Annotated in this window: 16 protein-coding genes and 1 pseudogene; 6 read left to right on the forward strand and 11 right to left on the reverse strand. The window is 65.6% G+C overall.

Annotated elements, in window-relative coordinates:
• Positions 1-98: 98 nt before the first annotated feature.
• The 6 genes from CV770_RS37945 to CV770_RS37970 all read right to left on the reverse strand — a co-directional run bounded on the left by CV770_RS37945 (position 99) and on the right by CV770_RS37970 (position 4477).
• Positions 99-401 (reverse strand): copper-binding protein, encoded by a 303-nt coding sequence (locus CV770_RS37945; protein WP_104465966.1) that lies wholly within the window; start codon positions 399-401, stop codon positions 99-101.
• A 16-nt stretch (positions 402-417) separates the two neighbouring features.
• Positions 418-870 (reverse strand): cupredoxin domain-containing protein, encoded by a 453-nt coding sequence (locus CV770_RS37950; protein ID WP_201760210.1) that lies wholly within the window; start codon positions 868-870, stop codon positions 418-420.
• A gap of 32 nt (positions 871-902) precedes the next feature.
• A complete protein-coding gene (locus tag CV770_RS37955) occupies positions 903-2234 on the reverse strand; it encodes a copper oxidase (protein ID WP_104465973.1) in 1332 nt (443 codons plus the stop codon).
• A gap of 13 nt (positions 2235-2247) precedes the next feature.
• Entirely contained in the window at positions 2248-3687 is a 1440-nt protein-coding gene (locus CV770_RS37960) for a TolC family protein (RefSeq protein ID WP_104465968.1), read from the reverse strand.
• Between the two features lie 9 nt (positions 3688-3696).
• Complete coding sequence (locus CV770_RS37965; RefSeq protein ID WP_104465969.1) at positions 3697-3981, reverse strand: hypothetical protein; 285 nt, start codon at positions 3979-3981, stop codon at positions 3697-3699.
• A gap of 73 nt (positions 3982-4054) precedes the next feature.
• Positions 4055-4477: a hypothetical protein gene (locus CV770_RS37970; protein WP_245453981.1), complete on the reverse strand. Its 423-nt coding sequence runs from the start codon at positions 4475-4477 to the stop codon at positions 4055-4057.
• Positions 4478-4651: 174 nt separating this feature from the next.
• Between CV770_RS37970 and CV770_RS37975 the strand changes: the two genes are divergently transcribed.
• Positions 4652-5917: an MFS transporter gene (locus CV770_RS37975; protein WP_104465970.1), complete on the forward strand. Its 1266-nt coding sequence runs from the start codon at positions 4652-4654 to the stop codon at positions 5915-5917.
• Here CV770_RS37975 and CV770_RS37980 read toward each other — a convergent pair.
• A complete protein-coding gene (locus CV770_RS37980) occupies positions 5914-6321 on the reverse strand; it encodes a DUF4864 domain-containing protein (RefSeq protein WP_091956327.1) in 408 nt (135 codons plus the stop codon). The genes CV770_RS37975 and CV770_RS37980 overlap by 4 nt on opposite strands.
• A gap of 67 nt (positions 6322-6388) precedes the next feature.
• Positions 6389-7027, reverse strand: a complete 639-nt coding sequence (locus tag CV770_RS37985; protein ID WP_091956326.1) for a TetR/AcrR family transcriptional regulator — start codon at positions 7025-7027, stop codon at positions 6389-6391.
• 252 nt (positions 7028-7279) lie between these two features.
• On the opposite strand from CV770_RS37985, the gene CV770_RS37990 reads away from it, so the two are divergent.
• Genes CV770_RS37990 through CV770_RS38000 form a run of 3 tightly spaced genes read left to right on the forward strand, consistent with a single transcriptional unit; the run spans position 7280 to position 11083 of the window.
• Positions 7280-7777, forward strand: coding sequence for a (2Fe-2S)-binding protein (locus CV770_RS37990; protein ID WP_091956325.1), 498 nt, complete (start codon positions 7280-7282; stop codon positions 7775-7777).
• Positions 7774-8829, forward strand: coding sequence for an FAD binding domain-containing protein (locus CV770_RS37995; RefSeq protein WP_091956324.1), 1056 nt, complete (start codon positions 7774-7776; stop codon positions 8827-8829). Before CV770_RS37990 ends, CV770_RS37995 begins: the two co-directional genes overlap by 4 nt.
• Positions 8822-11083, forward strand: a complete 2262-nt coding sequence (locus CV770_RS38000) for a xanthine dehydrogenase family protein molybdopterin-binding subunit (protein ID WP_104465971.1) — start codon at positions 8822-8824, stop codon at positions 11081-11083. The genes CV770_RS37995 and CV770_RS38000 overlap by 8 nt, the downstream gene beginning before the upstream one ends.
• 42 nt (positions 11084-11125) lie before the next feature.
• On the opposite strand, the gene CV770_RS42950 is transcribed toward CV770_RS38000, so the two are convergent.
• Together CV770_RS42950 and CV770_RS38005 are read right to left on the reverse strand one after the other, a co-directional pair.
• Entirely contained in the window at positions 11126-11278 is a 153-nt protein-coding gene (locus CV770_RS42950) for a hypothetical protein (RefSeq protein ID WP_165637285.1), read from the reverse strand.
• Between the two features lie 190 nt (positions 11279-11468).
• The gene (locus CV770_RS38005) at positions 11469-12017 is read right to left on the reverse strand and encodes a cupin domain-containing protein (protein WP_008561958.1); all 549 of its coding nucleotides are present in this window, start codon (positions 12015-12017) and stop codon (positions 11469-11471) included.
• Positions 12018-12166: 149 nt separating this feature from the next.
• On the opposite strand from CV770_RS38005, the gene aptA reads away from it, so the two are divergent.
• On the forward strand, positions 12167-13495 hold the full coding sequence (aptA, locus tag CV770_RS38010; protein ID WP_201760211.1) for an omega-aminotransferase AptA: 1329 nt from the start codon (positions 12167-12169) through the stop codon (positions 13493-13495).
• Positions 13496-13565: 70 nt separating this feature from the next.
• Positions 13566-14831, forward strand: coding sequence for a D-amino acid dehydrogenase (locus CV770_RS38015; RefSeq protein WP_091956322.1), 1266 nt, complete (start codon positions 13566-13568; stop codon positions 14829-14831).
• 271 nt (positions 14832-15102) lie between these two features.
• Here the strand turns inward: CV770_RS38015 and CV770_RS38020 are convergent.
• A pseudogene (locus CV770_RS38020) lies at positions 15103-15206 on the reverse strand (IS110 family transposase); the annotation flags it as partial.

A 15206-nucleotide genomic window follows, 5' to 3' on the forward strand; every position in this document is an offset into this window, starting at 1 on the left:
CGCCGTCGTTCCGGGGCGGCTCGCAGAGCCGAACCCGGAACCTCGAGATTCCGGGTTCGCGCCAAGCGGCGCGCCCCGGAATGACGGTTGACGGGGCGCTACCTCGCCTTGTCGATCTTGGTCACCGTATACCCCGAGGCCGCCTCCTCGGCCTCGAAGGTGACCTTGTCGCCGACCTTCACCTGCTTGAGCAAGGCGGGGTCCTTGACGCGGTAGACCATGGTCATGGGGTCCTCCATGCCGAGGCTCTTGGCCGGCCCGTGCTTGAGCGTGATCTTGCCGGCGCCCTCGTCGATTTTCTTGACCTCACCGCTGATCGCGGCGGTCCCCGCCGCGAGGGCGGCAGTGGTAAGGCCGACAGTCAGCGCCAGCGCAGCAGTGATACGAATGATGCGGTTCATGGGAGTCTCCTTATCGCTACTTCACGGTGACGTGGCCGACCATGCCGTAGTCGCGATGGTCGGGAATGAGGCACGAAAATTCGAACGTGCCGGCCTTGCTGAACTTCCAGAGGATCTCGGCCGTCTTGTTCGGTGCGAGCCTGACACCGTTGGGATCGTCGTGCTCCATGTGCGGATGCTTCTTCATCTCCACGGCATGCGCGAGATTCTCCTTGGTGGTGGCGAGCAGGAATTCGTGGTCCTCCTTGCCGACATTACGCAGCACGAAGCGGACCTGTTCGCCGCGCTTGACCTCGATTTTGGCAGGTGCGTAGTCCATCTCGTTCAGCAGGATCTCGATGGTGCGCGCGGGCTTGTTGGGATCGCCGGGCTCGCCGGCCGAAAAGGTCGCGTGCCCGTGCTTGTCGTGCGCAAACGTCGGCGCGAGCGACAGCGCCGCCAGCGCGAGGCCGAGTTTGATCGTCTTCATCGTCATCTCCAGTTGGTGGTTCATCGAAACGCTCACATCTTCATCTTGTGCGTCGGCTTGCCCGGTTGCCGCACTGGTGCCGCATCGGGTGCCTCGACCTCGTAGGCGACGGTGCCTTGCGGAAACTTGTACGGGCCCGGATCGCGATAATCGTCGCGCGCGAGGTCCTCGCGGATCTTCATCACCGTGAACATGCCGCCCATCTCGATCGGGCCGAACTGGCCGGTACCGGTCATCATCGGCAGCGTGTTGTCGGGCGCGGGCATCTCCATGTTGCCCATCGCCATGCCGGTCGAGCCCATCGCCATGCTGTCGGGCGCGAGCTTGCCGACGGCCTTGGCTAGGTCCTTGCGCGACACGCCGATCAGGTTGCGCACATCGTGTCCCATCGCATTCATGGTGTGATGCGACTTGTGGCAATGGAACGCCCAGTCGCCGGGATTGTCGGCGAGCACGTCGAACACGCGAACGGCGCCAACCGGCACGTCGGTCGTCGTCTCCGGATATTGCGCGCTCTCCTGAATCCAGCCGCCATCGGTGCAGGTCACGGCAAAGCTGTGGCCATGCAGATGGATCGGATGGTTGGTCATGCTGAGATTGCCGATGCGTACGCGCACCTTGTCGCCGAGCCGCACCGGCAGCGGATCGATGCCGGGAAACACCCGCGCGTTCCAGGTCCACATGTTGAAGTCGGTCATCTCGTTGACCAGCGGCAGATAGGTGCCGGGATCGACGCGATAGGTGCTCATCACGAAGACGAAGTCACGGTCGACGGGTCGGAAGTCCGGATCGCGCGGATGCACGACGACCATGCCCATCATGCCCATCGCCATCTGCACCATCTCGTCGGAATGCGGGTGGTACATGAAGGTCCCGCTCTTCCTCATCTCGAACTCGTAGACGAAGGTCTTTCCCGGCTGGATGTGCGGCTGGGTCAGCCCGCCGACACCGTCCATGCCGCTGGGAATGATCATGCCGTGCCAGTGCACGGTGGTGTATTCGGGTAGTCTGTTGGTGACGAAGATGCGGACCTTGTCGCCCTCGACCGCCTCGATCGTCGGGCCCGGCGACTGGCCGTTATAGCCCCACAGATTCACCTTCATGCCCTCGGCGAATTCGCGCACTACGGGCTCGGCGACGAGATGGAATTCCTTCCAGTCGCCGTTCATGCGGAACGGCAGCGACCAGCCGTTCAGCGTGACGACGGGGCGATAGTCCGGGCCACTGATCGGATGCAGCGGCGGCTGCATCACCACCTTGTCCATGTGCGCAGCTTCCGGGATAGATGCCGCCTGCACGCGGCCTTGGACCGCGGATGCGCCGACGAGCGCGGCGGTGCCCAAAAATCCTCTGCGGGAAAACATGCCGGCCTCCATCTCAGTGGCCGCCGTCGGCAGGGGCTGCCGCGGCGATGGTGGTTGAAGTGTCGCCGCCCGCAGCAGGCGCGCCGCCGCCATTGACGGCGGTCTGCAGGTCGGACTGGGCGAGGAAGAATCGTTGCCGGGCATCGATCGCGCCGCGTAGCGAAGCCAGACGCTGTCGTGCTTCGGTGAGCAGCGCAAAGATATCGACCTGCATGCTGGAAAAGCGGAGCTGCATCTCCTCAGTGATGATCTTGCGCAAGGGGACGATCTCGCGCTGGTAGTGGCTGGCGATGTCGTAGCTGGAGCGATAGACACGATACGCATCGCGCGCCTCCGAGCGAACGTTCACAGCGCGCTCGGTCAGGCGGTTGAAGGCGAGATTGTAGATCTCTGCCGCCTGTCGCATCCGCACCTCGCCGCCGTCGAAGATCGGGATCTGGAACTGGACGTCGAAGCCGCGTTCGCGGAACGGCGCGCCTTCGGGATCCCGGGTGCGGCGGGAGATGCCGGCGAGATCGAGCAGCGTCACGAAGCGCGTCGCCTCGGTGAGGTTCAGCGACTTCGCCAGCGCCGTCAGCTCCAGCCGGGCGATCTGCAGATCGATGCGATGGGCCACCGCATCGGCCTCGATCGAGGGCAGTGCCTGCGGCCGGCGCGGCAGCGGCGGCAATTGATTGGGCAAACGGAAGTCGAGGCCGCCGTCCCACAATCCCATCAGCCGCGCGAGCCTTTCGCGCGCACTCGTCGCAGCCTGGCGCGCGGAGGCAAGGTCGGCGGTGGTCTCGGCGTAAAACACCTGCTCGCGGGCCTGGTCGAGCTTGTTGAGCGAGCCGGTCTGGCCGAGCTTGACCGCAAGCTGTGCGGTCGATTCCGCCGTTGCCTTCGCATCCGTCAACAGCGCCACCATCTCGTTGCCGGCGACAGCGCGCACGTAGGTGCCGCGGACGTCGGCGGCGAGCCGCAGCGTCGCCAGCGCCGCGCGCAACTGCGCCTGGCGGAACCGGTCGCGGGCAATGTCGGAGCGAAACGGCAGGGTGGCGAGCGCAAGGATGTCGCCGACCACCTGACGCTCGATCTCGCTGGCGCCGTTGCCTGAGATCCGCGAGACCGAGAACACGGGATTGGGCGGCAGGCTCTGCTCGACCAGATCGGTCTCGGCCAGCGCCAGCTCGTTATAGGCGGCTTGCAATCCCTTGTTATTGAGCAGTGCGATCTGAACGGCGGCCTCCACGCTCAGCGCCCGCGATAATAACTGGCGAACGCGCGCGTCAACCGCGCCCGCTGCCTCGGGCGTGCGAACGAAGGCGACATCCTTGTTGATGGTCTGGCTCGTCAGCTCCGAGACATCAGTCATGCCGCTGTCGGGCGAGAACCCGGCGCAGCCGGCAAGTCCGGGTGCGCCAAGGCCGAGCGCGGCGAGAACGAGCAGGCTTCGCGCGAATTGATGTGTCATGGCGCGCTCCTACCGGTCTTGCTTCGGCCGCGGCGCGACGGCGTCGTTGCGGTCGCGCCATGGCGCCGGCGCTGCAGGCCGCAGGCTGGTGTAGGGCGCAATGGTCGACCGATAGCCGACAGGCGCGACCTTCGCCGAGGGATCAGCGGGATCGGCGCCGGCGACTTGCGTCGTTGCCGGCATGCAGCCGGACAGCGCCAGCGCAATCACGGCCAGCAGCGGCCAATAGAATCGAAAGTGTCGTCCACGCACCGCGGATGCGGCGGCGAACTTCGCCCGGGAAGGCGTAAGCATGATTCATTCCTGATCTGGAGACCACAGGTTCGCGCGCGCAGACTCGCGCTCGGCCCGAAATCGTCGTGTCAGATCAGGCGATGGGAGGACGGTAGTGCAGGGGCGGCGCCGCGCTGTGCAGGCTGGCCACGATCTCGGGCGCACAGGCGGAGACGGGCTGAACCGGCTTGGCGAAGCTCGGCAGATCGGCCGGCAGCGCGCTGATGCACATCATCGCGCAGCACGGTCCGGCCGTGCCCTTGCCGCCATGATGATGCGAAGAAGCGGGCGCGTCCTGCGCGGCCGTCTGGTGATGCGCGTGTGCCCCCGCGTGATCGTGCGAGGTGCCGTCGTGCATGTGATCGCCCGGCATCTGGTGATGCACCGGCACGAGATCGGCCAGCAGTGTCTCATCGAGACACGGCGCCGGGCCGCTGCCCCAGGCGAGGCCTGCCGCCGGCGCGAGCACGCAGAACAGATAGGCGAGGGCAATGAAGCGCCCCACCTTGATCCGCATCGATCGTGTCAATCGCAGCAACATTCCGCCGACATGCTTTTCGCGCGGCGATTTGCTCACGCGAATTGCAAACTAATGGCAAATCGCGCGTTCGCCAAGCTGCTTCTTACCGCAGTGCACCGCGCATGCCCAATATCGCGCCACGATGCTTGACCCTGTGACGATCCGCGGGCCATGTTCCGCCCCGTGCACGCGCCAAATCACTCCGGACAAACGCCTGGAACATTCAGCCCTGATTCCCGTCAGGCCTGGATACGGCTTGTCCTTGCGCTGGTGATCGGCTCGATCGGCGGCGTCGGCATGTGGGCGATCGTGGTGATGCTTCCCGCGGTGCAGGCCGAATTCTCCGCCACCCGCGGCGCGGTGTCGCTGGCCTTCACCCTCATGATGTTCGGCTTCGGGCTCGGCGGCGTGATCGCCGGCAAGATCACCGACCGATTCGGCATCGTGCCGGCAATGGCGATCAGCATCGCCTTCCTCGGCGTTGCCAATGTGCTCGCGGGGCTGTCGACCCAGCTCTGGCAGTTCGTAGCGGCCTATTTCCTGATCGGTCTCGGCACCTCGGCGACTTTCGCGCCGCTGATGGCGGAGGCCTCGCACTGGTTCGAGCGCTATCGCGGCCTCGCCGTGACCATCGTCGCGAGCGGCAATTATTTCGCGGGAACGATGTGGCCCCCGATTGTGAACTGGGGCATGCAGACCATCGGCTGGCGCTACACTCATATCGGCATCGGGCTCGTCTGCGTCAGCCTGATGACGATCCTGGTGCTGGTGCTGCGTGCGCAGATGGGCGACGACAAGGTCCAGGACCACGCCAATGCGCCGCCGCCGCGCGTCGATCTCAAGCTGTCGACCAACACGCTGACGGTGCTGCTTTCGATCGCCAGCATCTCCTGCTGCGTCGCGATGGCGATGCCGCAAGTGCATATCGTCGCCTATTGCGGCGATCTCGGCTACGGCGTGGCGCGCGGCGCGGAGATGCTGTCGCTGATGATGGCCTGCGGCATCGTCAGCCGGATCGGCTCGGGCTTCCTCGCCGACAAGATCGGCGGCATCCGCACACTGCTGGTGGGATCGCTGGCGCAGGGCTTTGCGCTGGTGTTCTATCTGTTCTTCGACAGTCTCGCCTCGCTCTATCTCATCTCCGCGATGTTTGGCCTGTTCCAGGGCGGCATCGTGCCGAGCTACGCGATCATCGTGCGCGAGGCGATGCCGGCGAGCGAAGCCGCAACGCGCGTCGGCATCGTAATTTTCGCCTCGGTGTTCGGCATGTCCTTCGGCGGCTGGGTGTCGGGCATCATCTTCGATGCGACCGGTTCCTACGCCGCGGCATTCGCGAACGGCGTGGCGTGGAACGCGCTCAATATCGGCATCGTCCTGACGCTGTTGATCCGCTCGCGGATGAAGTCGGTCAAGACCGGACCGGGCTTCGCAACCTAAACCGCCTGTCCCGCCTTCAGCAGCGAGCAGCCGGTGATCTTGTAGCTGCCGTCCGCCTGCTGCTCGAGCGTGTAGAGCGCTTCCCAGGCTTCGCCATTGGCGTCGATGATGTGAACGCGCTGCGCAATCCAACCGCCCTCGATCTTGCTTTCTCCGAACTCGAAACTCTTGTGCCGGTAGACCGGCGCGTAACCGTTCTGCACCATGGACATGAAGATGTCGGGCGCGGGGAAGATTTCCTTGATCGCCGGTGCGGCATGGGAATAGGCGGCGCTTGCATCGTCGCGGACGAAGGCCTGCTCCTGGGCGCGGATGACGCCCTGCGCCGTCGCGACATCGTCGGCGCGTGCTGAGATGGGGTTGAAGGCAATACTGATAGCGACGAGCAAGGCGGCAATGCGCATGACAAGGCTCCGCGTTGAAATCCCGGCAATGCTGATTCTAGCATGACCTCAGGGAAATACGGGCGCGCTATCGCTTCCGTTTCACCGCCGGCTTCGCTGGCTTGGCCGCGCGCGCCTTGGTCTTGGCAGCGGATTGTACCCGCAATCCGTCGACGAACACGTCGAGCAGGCGCAGCACCGAGGATTGCCATCCCCTCTGATCGTGCATGTAGCACATCCCGAAAAACGCCCGCAGCAGGTCCTCCGGGCTGATATCGGCGCGCATCTGGCCGGCTGCGACCGCGCGCTCGAGCAGCGAGCCGATCGCCTTGGTCAGCCGGTCCATGGAGAAAACGGCAAGTTCCGACGAGCTCTGATACGCCAGCGCCAGCGCGGCCAACATGCCTTTCTTGGTGGCAACGAATTCGACGGCGGACTGCAGCCAGCGCCGCAGCGCCTCGACCGGATCCTTGGCACTTCGCAGGTGCTCGGCGAGTTCGCTGAGCTGCTCGACCTCGCGCCGGTACACCGCCTCGAACAGATCTTCGCGCGTGGGGAAATGCCGATAGAGCGTGCCGATGCCGACGCCGGCGCGCTTGGCCACAGCCTCCAGGCTCGCCTCCGGACCGCCCGCGTTGAACACGGCCTTGGCTGCTTCGAGCACGCGCTCGCGATTGCGCACGGCATCGGCGCGGGGCTTTCGGGTCTGGTCGCTGTGGTCGTCCATATCAGGCAATGTAGATCACGAATTGGTTAGATTGAACCCTCGTTGAACCCTTGCCGGGCTGCATCGCGTTGGTGGCGCACGGGCTTTTGACCAATTCCAATATTTTTCAGCCGGCCCTTGTTAAGCGGAGGGAGCCTCCGTATCTTCGCCTTGATGTTGGCCGGCTTCTGCCCGCGTCAACGTAGATCGACGGCGGCCACGGCGGTGGCGCGCTGCGCGATCACTCATGTCCATATCTGATCGGAGCCTTGTATGAACCACTCCATCAGCCTCACCGTGAACGGTGCGCGACGCGACTTCGTCCTCGACGATCCGCGCGTCACGCTGCTCGATCTCTTGCGTGAGCGCCTCCATCTCACCGGAACCAAGAAGGGATGCGACCGCGGTCAGTGCGGCGCCTGCACCATTCTGGTCGACGGCAAGCGCATCAACTCCTGCCTCGCGCTCGCGATCAGTCATGACGGCGCCGACATCCTCACCATCGAAGGCGTTGCGCGCGGTGACCAGCTGCACCCGGTGCAGGCCGCCTTCATCGCCCATGACGGATTTCAGTGCGGCTTCTGCACGCCCGGTCAGGTCATGAGCGCGATCGGCATGATGCGCGAAGGCCAGGCCGGCAACGATCCCGAACGCATCCGCGAATGCATGAGCGGCAATCTGTGCCGCTGCGGTGCCTATGCCGGCATCGTCGATGCCGTGCTCGATGCGCAAGGACGCATGGACGAATCCGATCAGAGGCGCTCCGCATGAAACCGTTCGATTATGTCAGGCCCGCCACAGTTAGTGACGCGGTTGCCGCCGCGGCCCAGTCGGGCGCGGTCTATCTCGCCGCCGGCACCAATCTGCTCGATCTGATGAAGGGCGGCGTCAGCCGTCCGGATCGCCTGGTCGACGTCACGCATCTCGACGGGCTCGATGGCATCGAGCGCCTCGCCGACGGGTCATTGCGCATCGGTGCGCTCGTCAGCAACGCCGATCTCGCGCATGATGCGGACTTCGCAAGGTCCTATCCCGCTGTCGCGGAAGCCCTTCTCTCCGGTGCATCCGCGCAGTTGCGCAATGCCGCGACCGTCGGCGGCAATCTCCTGCAACGGACGCGCTGCGCGTATTTCTACGACACTGCCAGCCGCTGCAACAAGCGCGAGGCCGGCAGCGGCTGCGACGCCCGCGGCGGCGAGAATCGCACCCACGCGGTGCTCGGCTGGAGCGACAGCTGCATCGCCACGCATCCCTCCGACTTCTGCGTGCCGCTGGTCGCGCTCGATGCTATCGTGGAGATCGAGGGCAGGGGCGGCCGGCGCGAGATCGCGCTCGACGAGCTGCATCGCCTGCCCGGCGATACGCCCGAGCGCGAGTCCGTGCTCGAGCCCGGCGACCTCATTGTTGCAGTGCGCCTGCCGCCGGCGGCGCGCGAATTTGCCCCGCATGCGCGCTACCTCAAGGTTCGCGAGCGCACCTCCTACGCCTTCGCGGTGGTCTCGGCCGCCGCTGCGTTGCGGATCGAGAACGGCAAGATCGCCGAAGCGCGGCTCGCACTTGGCGGTGTCGCCGCAAAGCCTTGGCGCGCCCGCGCTGCGGAGGACGTTCTCAAGGGCGTCGCGCCCACGGCCGATGCCTTCCAGGAAGCCGCCTGGCGTGCGCTCACCGACGCAAAGCCGTCCGGTGACAACGCCTTCAAGATCGAGCTCGCCCGCCGCATCGTTGTGCGTGCGCTGACCCTCGCCGCCGCCGGTACGCCCGCGCGCTTGTCTGCACTGCCGGCCTCTCCCTTTGCCTCGACATCAGGAGCCATCCATGCCTGAGCTCAACCTCACCAGCGCGCCCGCCCATCTCAGGCACGGCTCGAACATCGGCCAGCCGCTGACCCGCCGCGACGGCGTCCTCAAGGTCACGGGGCAGGCAACCTATGCCGCCGACAATCATCCGCCCGGCATGCTGTTTGCGGTGATCGCCGCGGCCAGCATCGCGCATGGCCGCGTAACCTCGCTCGATGTCGCCGCCGCAAAACGCCATCCCGGCGTCGTCGATGTCATGACACCCGACCACAAGCCACCGCTCGCCATCGACCCCGAGATCAAGACCAATCCCTTCGTGTTTCGGATGGAGGCTTTGCAGAGCAGCGAGGTCCGCTACGCCAATCAGCCGATCGCCGTCGTGATCGCCGAGACGCTTGAAGCCGCGACGGAAGGTGCCGCGCTGCTGGCGCCACGCTACGAGGCGCAGCCTCCGCTCATCGGCCTCGATGCCGGTGAGAGTTTTGTGCCGCCCGTCGTCGGCGTCGGCAACCCCACCGAAAATCACCGCGGCGATGTCGAGGCGGGCCTTGTCTCGGCCGAGACGCAGATCGACGCGACCTATGAGACGCCGCCGCAATATCACAACGCGATGGAGCCGCATGCCGTTGTGGCTCACTGGGATGGCGACAAGCTGTCCGTGGACATGCCGACCCAGGGCCTGAAGCTGTCGCTCGCGCGCATCGCCGAGCTGTTCGGCATCGCGCACGACAAGATCCACATCCGCAGCCCCTTCCTCGGTGGCGGCTTCGGATCGAAGGGGCTCATGGGCGGTCCGCCGGTCCTCGGCATCATGGCCGCGAAGCTGGTCGGCAGGCCGGTCAAGCTGGTGCTGCGCCGTGAGCAGATGTATGGCCCGGTCGGCCATCGCGCGCCGACCCGTCAGCGGCTGCGCATCGGTGCCGACGGCGAGGGACGGCTGACCGCGCTCGATCACCATGCGAGGACCGTGTCGAGCACCTTCGACGATTTCTACGAGCCCGCGGCCGATGCCTCGCACACGCTCTATGCGGCACCTGCCATCCGCACCTCGCATGACGCCGTGCGCGTCAACACCGGCACGCCGCTGTTCATGCGCGCGCCGGGCGAGGCGACCGGTTCGATTGCGCTGGAGAGCGCGATCGACGAGATAGCCTGGACCTGCGGCATCGATCCGCTGGCCTTCCGCCTGAAGAACTATGCCGAGATCGAGCCGATCACCGGCAAGCCGTTCTCGTCAAAGGCGCTGCGGGCCTGTTACGACCAGGGCGCGGCGCGCTTCGGCTGGGCGAAGCGTCCGCTGCAGCCGCGGCAGATGCGCGATGATGCCGGCCTGCTGGTCGGCTGGGGCATGGGCACCGCGACCTTTCCGGCGCTGATGTTCCAGGCGGAAGCGCGCGCGGCGATCCGCCGCGACGGCTCGGGCGTGATGGAGATCGGCGCGCACGACATGGGGCAGGGTGCCTGGACGGCGCTGGCGCAGATCGCCGCCGATGCCGTCGGCCTTGATATCGACCGCGTCACGTTCAAGGCGGGGACATCGGACCTGCCCGATGCCGGCATCGCCGGCGGCTCCGCGCACACCGCGACCGCGGGAGCTGCGATCCACAGCGCCGGCGCGGCCGTGATCGCAAAGCTCGCCGATCTCGCCACCAATGACGAGCGCTCGCCGCTGTTCGGCGCCGGCAATGCCGGCGTGATCGCGCGCGACGGCAGGTTGATCAGGCGCGACGACGAGAGCCGCGGCGAGAGCTACGCCGAGATCCTCGCGCGCGCCGGCGTCGCTGAGGTCGAGGCGCGCGGCACCGGTGCGCCGAACCCTGCGGCGATGGAGGAATATGCGATGCATGCCCATGGCGCGGTATTCGCGGAGGTGAAGGTCGATCCCGAGCTCGGTCAGGTCCGCGTCACCCGCATGGTCGGCGCCTTCGCGGCCGGGCGCATCGTCAACCCGCGCATGGTGCAAAGCCAGCTGTTCGGCGGCATGATCTGGGGCCTCTCCTTTGCACTGCACGAGGAGGCCGTCACCGACCGGCGCAGCGGTCGGATCATGAACGCCAATCTCGGTGAGTACCATGTCCCCGTGAATGCCGACGTGCCGCCGCTCGACGTGATCACGGTCGAGGAGCACGACCCGCACGTCAATGCGCTCGGCATCAAGGGCGTCGGCGAGATCGGCATCACCGGCAGTGCCGGCGCGGTCGCGAACGCGGTCTGGCATGCGACCGGCGTGCGCGTCCGCAAATTCCCGATCCGGATTGAGGAGTTGCTGACGCAGCGTTGAGGCGGCGGCCGGGGCGAGCCCTCTTCACTCCGCGGCGGCCGATCAGTTCATCAACCTGCGGAGAGCCTTGATCTGCTCTTTCTGCACTTCGATGTATTTCGCGATGGCTTTGCGCAGCTCGCGCGAACGGAGCTTGTCGGTGTCGCGCAGGACTTCGTCGAGCGCGGCTTCCGCATTGGCAAGAGTGATCTTCATGCGCAAGCCCATGTTACGAAGCGGCCCCGGAATACCCTGGAGTCCGGGGCCATAACCTCAGCACCTCTAAGCCAGGCTGCTCGGCTACGGTTCGTAATATATAGCGGTCCGGCGCACAGAAATTGAGATGGCTCAACCACCGTAAGATACCGGTGGCCGCCCGTAACCTTCCGGATGCACTGTTCGCGATTCAGAACGTCGGCGGCGTGCAGGCCGAGATCACCTCGCACGGCTTGCCGCCGACGCAGCGGAAGCGATGCGGGCGGCGGCTCTCGAAATAATAGGCATCGCCAGGATTGAGGATGCGGCGCTCGTCCTCGACAGTGACTTCGAGCTTGCCCGAGATCACTATGCCGCCTTCCTCGCCGTCATGGACGAGGTGGACGCGCCCGGTGTCGCTGCCGGGCTCGTAGCGTTCCTTCAGGATCTGCAGGCTGCGGCCGAACAGATTGTCGCCGATCTGCCGATACGAAATCGGCTTCTTGCCGACTTCGGTCAGCTCCTCGGCGCGGTAGAAGATCTTGCGTCGTGACTCCGGCTCCAGCGCGAAGAACTCGGCGAGCCCCATCGGGATGCCGTCGAGGATGCGCTTGAGGGCGCCGACCGAGGGGTTCATCTGGTTGGATTCGATCAACGAAATCGTCGAATTGGTGACCCCGGCGCGCTTGGCCAGCTCGCGCTGCGACAACTTGTGGCGCGCCCGGATGAATCGCAGCCGTCCACCGATGTCGACGCTCATAACCCAGATCCTGTGTTGCAGGTGTTGTGGATCGGGCAAATATGGACCCGCAGCCCCAGTTAAATCAATGGCTTGCAGGTCACCAGAAAAGGACTTGTTGCGCTTTCGAAGCCGTGGCTCTGCTACAGGGTCAGCAAAGGAGCGCGGCCGTGACCCTTCATCAGATTCCGAACACTATCAAGACCGACTCGTTCTGGATGCCGTTCACGGCCAACCGGCAGTTCAAGAAGGCGCCGCGCCTGTTCTCCTCGGCCGAGGGCATGCACTACACCACCGTCGACGGCCGCAAGGTGATCGATGGCTCCGCCGGCCTGTGGTGCGTCAATGCCGGCCACGGCCGCAAGCAGATCGCCGCCGCAGTCGAGCGCCAGCTGATGACGCTGGACTTCGCGCCGTCGTTCCAGATGGGCCATCCGCTGGCCTTCGACTTCGCCGAGCGCCTCGCCGAGATCGCGCCGAAGGGCCTCGACCGGATCTTCTTCACCAATTCCGGCTCCGAATCGGTCGACACCGCGCTGAAGATCGCGCTCGCCTATCACCGCGCCAACGGCCAGGCGAGCCGCACCCGCCTGATCGGCCGTGAGCGCGGCTATCACGGCGTCGGCTTCGGCGGCACCTCGGTCGGCGGCATGGTCGCCAACCGCCGCGCCTTCGCGACGCTGCTGCCGGGCGTCGACCACATCCGCCACACCCATGATCTCACCCGCAACGCCTTCGCCAAGGACCAGCCGGAGCATGGCGCCGAGCTCGCCGACGATCTCGAGCGTCTGGTGGCCCTGCACGGTGCCGAGACGATCGCTGCCGTCATCGTCGAGCCGGTCCCCGGTTCGACCGCGGTGCTGCCGCCGCCGAAGGGCTATCTCCAGCGCCTGCGCGAGATCTGCGACAAGCACGGCATCCTCCTGATCTTCGACGAGGTCATCACCGGCTTCGGTCGCCTCGGCACGCCGTTCGCCGCCAACTTCTTCGGCGTCACGCCTGATATGATGACCACGGCCAAGGGCATCACCAACGGCACCATTCCTTGCGGCGCGGTGTTCGCGCATCGCAAGGTGCACGACGCCATGATGATCGGCCCGGAAAACGTCATGGAGCTGTTCCACGGCTACACCTATTCGGCACATCCGACCGCCTGCGCCGCGGGCATCGCGACGCTCGACATCTACAAGGACGAAGGCCTGCTCACGCGCGGTGCCTCGATTGCCGAATATTGGCGCGATGCGCTGCATTCGCTGAAAGGCCTGCCTAACGTCATCGACATCCGCAATTGCGGGCTGATGGGCGCGGTCGAGCTGTCGTCGCGTGACGGTGCGGTCGGTGCGCGTGGCTATGACGTCATGGTCGACTGCTTCAATCGCGGGCTGTACTTCCGCATGAGCGGCGACTCCTTCGCGCTGTCGCCCCCGCTCATCGTCGAGAAGAGCCACATCGACGATATCGTGTCGATCCTGGGTGATGCCATCAAGCGGGTGGCCTGATAATTGCTCTCGCCGTTGCGAGTTGTTTCCTTGCAGCGGCGAGCGTGATGCCGCGGGAGTTTGACCAAGCGTGAAAGTTCTGATCCTCGGCAGCGGTGTCATCGGTGTCACCTCTGCTTACTACCTTGCGCGTGCCGGCCACGAGGTCACGGTCGTCGACCGTCAGCCTGAGCCGGCGCTGGAGACCTCTTTCGCCAATGCCGGCGAAGTGTCGCCCGGCTATTCCTCGCCCTGGGCCGGCCCCGGCGTGCCGGTGAAGGCGGTGAAGTGGCTTCTGATGAAGCACGGCCCGCTTGTCGTCCGGCCGAAGCTCGATCCCGTCATGTGGGTCTGGCTGCTCAAGATGCTGCGCAACTGCACCAGCGCGCGTTACGCGGTCAACAAGAGCCGGATGATCCCGATCGCGGAATACAGCCGCGATTCCTTGCGCGATCTGCGCCGCGACATCGGCATCCAGTATGACGAGCGCTCGCAAGGCACGCTGCAGCTGTTCCGTTACCAGGCCCAGCTCGACGGCACTGGCGAAGACATCGCCGTGCTCAAGCAATATGGCGTGCCCTTCGAGGTGCTGAGCCGAGAGGGCTGCATCGCGGTCGAGCCGGCACTCGCCGGCGTGAAGGAGAAGTTCGTCGGCGGGCTTCGCTTGCCGCAGGACGAGACCGGCGACTGCCACATGTTCACGCAGGCGCTGGCCAAGCACGCCGAGGCGCTTGGCGTCCGCTTCATGTTCAATACCGGCATTGACCGCATCGTCACCGACGGCGCGCGCGTCAGCGGTGTTGTGACCAGTGCCGGCATGTTGCAGGCAGACGCCTACGTGCTCGCGCTCGGAAGCTGGTCGTCGCGGCTGGTTGCGCCGCTCGGCATCTCGCTGCCGGTCTATCCGGTGAAGGGCTATTCGATCACGGTGCCGATCAAGGAGGCCGCAGGGGCGCCGGAATCGACCGTGATGGACGAGAGCTACAAGGTCGCGATCACGCGGCTCGGCAATCGCATCCGCGTCGGTGGCACCGCCGAAATCTCCGGCTATTCGGACAAGCTCTACGATGCGCGCCGCGCCACGCTCGATCATTCCTTGACCGACCTGTTCCCGCGCGGCGGCGATCTCGCCAAGGCGACGTTCTGGAGCGGCCTGCGTCCGATGACGCCGGACGGCCCGCCCGTGATCGGCCCGACGCAATACGCCAATCTCCACCTCAACACCGGCCACGGCACGCTCGGCTGGACCATGTCCTGTGGCTCCGGTCGCGTGCTCGCCGACATGCTGTCGGGCAAGAAGCCGGACATCGACGTGAGTGCGCTGACGGTGGACCGGTACAATCACCGGTTCGGGTAGGACTCTCCCCGCTCGTCATTGCGAGGAGCTCTTGCGACGAAGCAATCCAGTATCCCTCCGCAGAGACAGTCTGGATTGCTTCGCTTTGCTCGCATTGACGATGTGGAGGTAGCGCGCGTCCAATTCCATCACCGTCACCCTGAGGTGGCCGCTCCTTCAGCGGCCCTCGAAGGGCGACGGCCCCGGCTCTATCGGGGCCGCTCATCCTTCGAGGCTCGCTGCGCGATGCTCTCGCATCGCGCCACTCGCACCTCAGCGACTGTGTTCTTTGTCAAGCGGGTTGCCATGGTTTTCGATCCCTGAGCATGGCGTTGAGGATGGTGATGAGCTTGCGGGCCACGGCGATGAGGGCGACCATTTTCGGCTTACCGGCGC

The sequence above is a fragment of the Bradyrhizobium sp. AC87j1 genome (assembly GCF_002936975.1).
Classification (GTDB): Bacteria; Pseudomonadota; Alphaproteobacteria; order Rhizobiales; family Xanthobacteraceae; genus Bradyrhizobium; species Bradyrhizobium shewense.

What these genes read in the sequence shown, in the direction of transcription:
- CV770_RS37945 (WP_104465966.1), bottom strand. Translation starts at nt 401, where the DNA reads ATGAACCGCATCATTCGTATCACTGCTGCGCTGGCGCTGACTGTCGGC.
- CV770_RS37950 (WP_201760210.1), bottom strand. Translation starts at nt 870, where the DNA reads ATGAAGACGATCAAACTCGGCCTCGCGCTGGCGGCGCTGTCGCTCGCG.
- CV770_RS37955 (WP_104465973.1), bottom strand. Translation starts at nt 2,234, where the DNA reads ATGTTTTCCCGCAGAGGATTTTTGGGCACCGCCGCGCTCGTCGGCGCA.
- CV770_RS37960 (WP_104465968.1), bottom strand. Translation starts at nt 3,687, where the DNA reads ATGACACATCAATTCGCGCGAAGCCTGCTCGTTCTCGCCGCGCTCGGC.
- CV770_RS37965 (WP_104465969.1), bottom strand. Translation starts at nt 3,981, where the DNA reads ATGCTTACGCCTTCCCGGGCGAAGTTCGCCGCCGCATCCGCGGTGCGT.
- CV770_RS37970 (WP_245453981.1), bottom strand. Translation starts at nt 4,477, where the DNA reads ATGCGGATCAAGGTGGGGCGCTTCATTGCCCTCGCCTATCTGTTCTGC.
- CV770_RS37975 (WP_104465970.1), top strand. Translation starts at nt 4,652, where the DNA reads ATGTTCCGCCCCGTGCACGCGCCAAATCACTCCGGACAAACGCCTGGA.
- CV770_RS37980 (WP_091956327.1), bottom strand. Translation starts at nt 6,321, where the DNA reads ATGCGCATTGCCGCCTTGCTCGTCGCTATCAGTATTGCCTTCAACCCC.
- CV770_RS37985 (WP_091956326.1), bottom strand. Translation starts at nt 7,027, where the DNA reads ATGGACGACCACAGCGACCAGACCCGAAAGCCCCGCGCCGATGCCGTG.
- CV770_RS37990 (WP_091956325.1), top strand. Translation starts at nt 7,280, where the DNA reads ATGAACCACTCCATCAGCCTCACCGTGAACGGTGCGCGACGCGACTTC.
- CV770_RS37995 (WP_091956324.1), top strand. Translation starts at nt 7,774, where the DNA reads ATGAAACCGTTCGATTATGTCAGGCCCGCCACAGTTAGTGACGCGGTT.
- CV770_RS38000 (WP_104465971.1), top strand. Translation starts at nt 8,822, where the DNA reads ATGCCTGAGCTCAACCTCACCAGCGCGCCCGCCCATCTCAGGCACGGC.
- CV770_RS42950 (WP_165637285.1), bottom strand. Translation starts at nt 11,278, where the DNA reads ATGAAGATCACTCTTGCCAATGCGGAAGCCGCGCTCGACGAAGTCCTG.
- CV770_RS38005 (WP_008561958.1), bottom strand. Translation starts at nt 12,017, where the DNA reads ATGAGCGTCGACATCGGTGGACGGCTGCGATTCATCCGGGCGCGCCAC.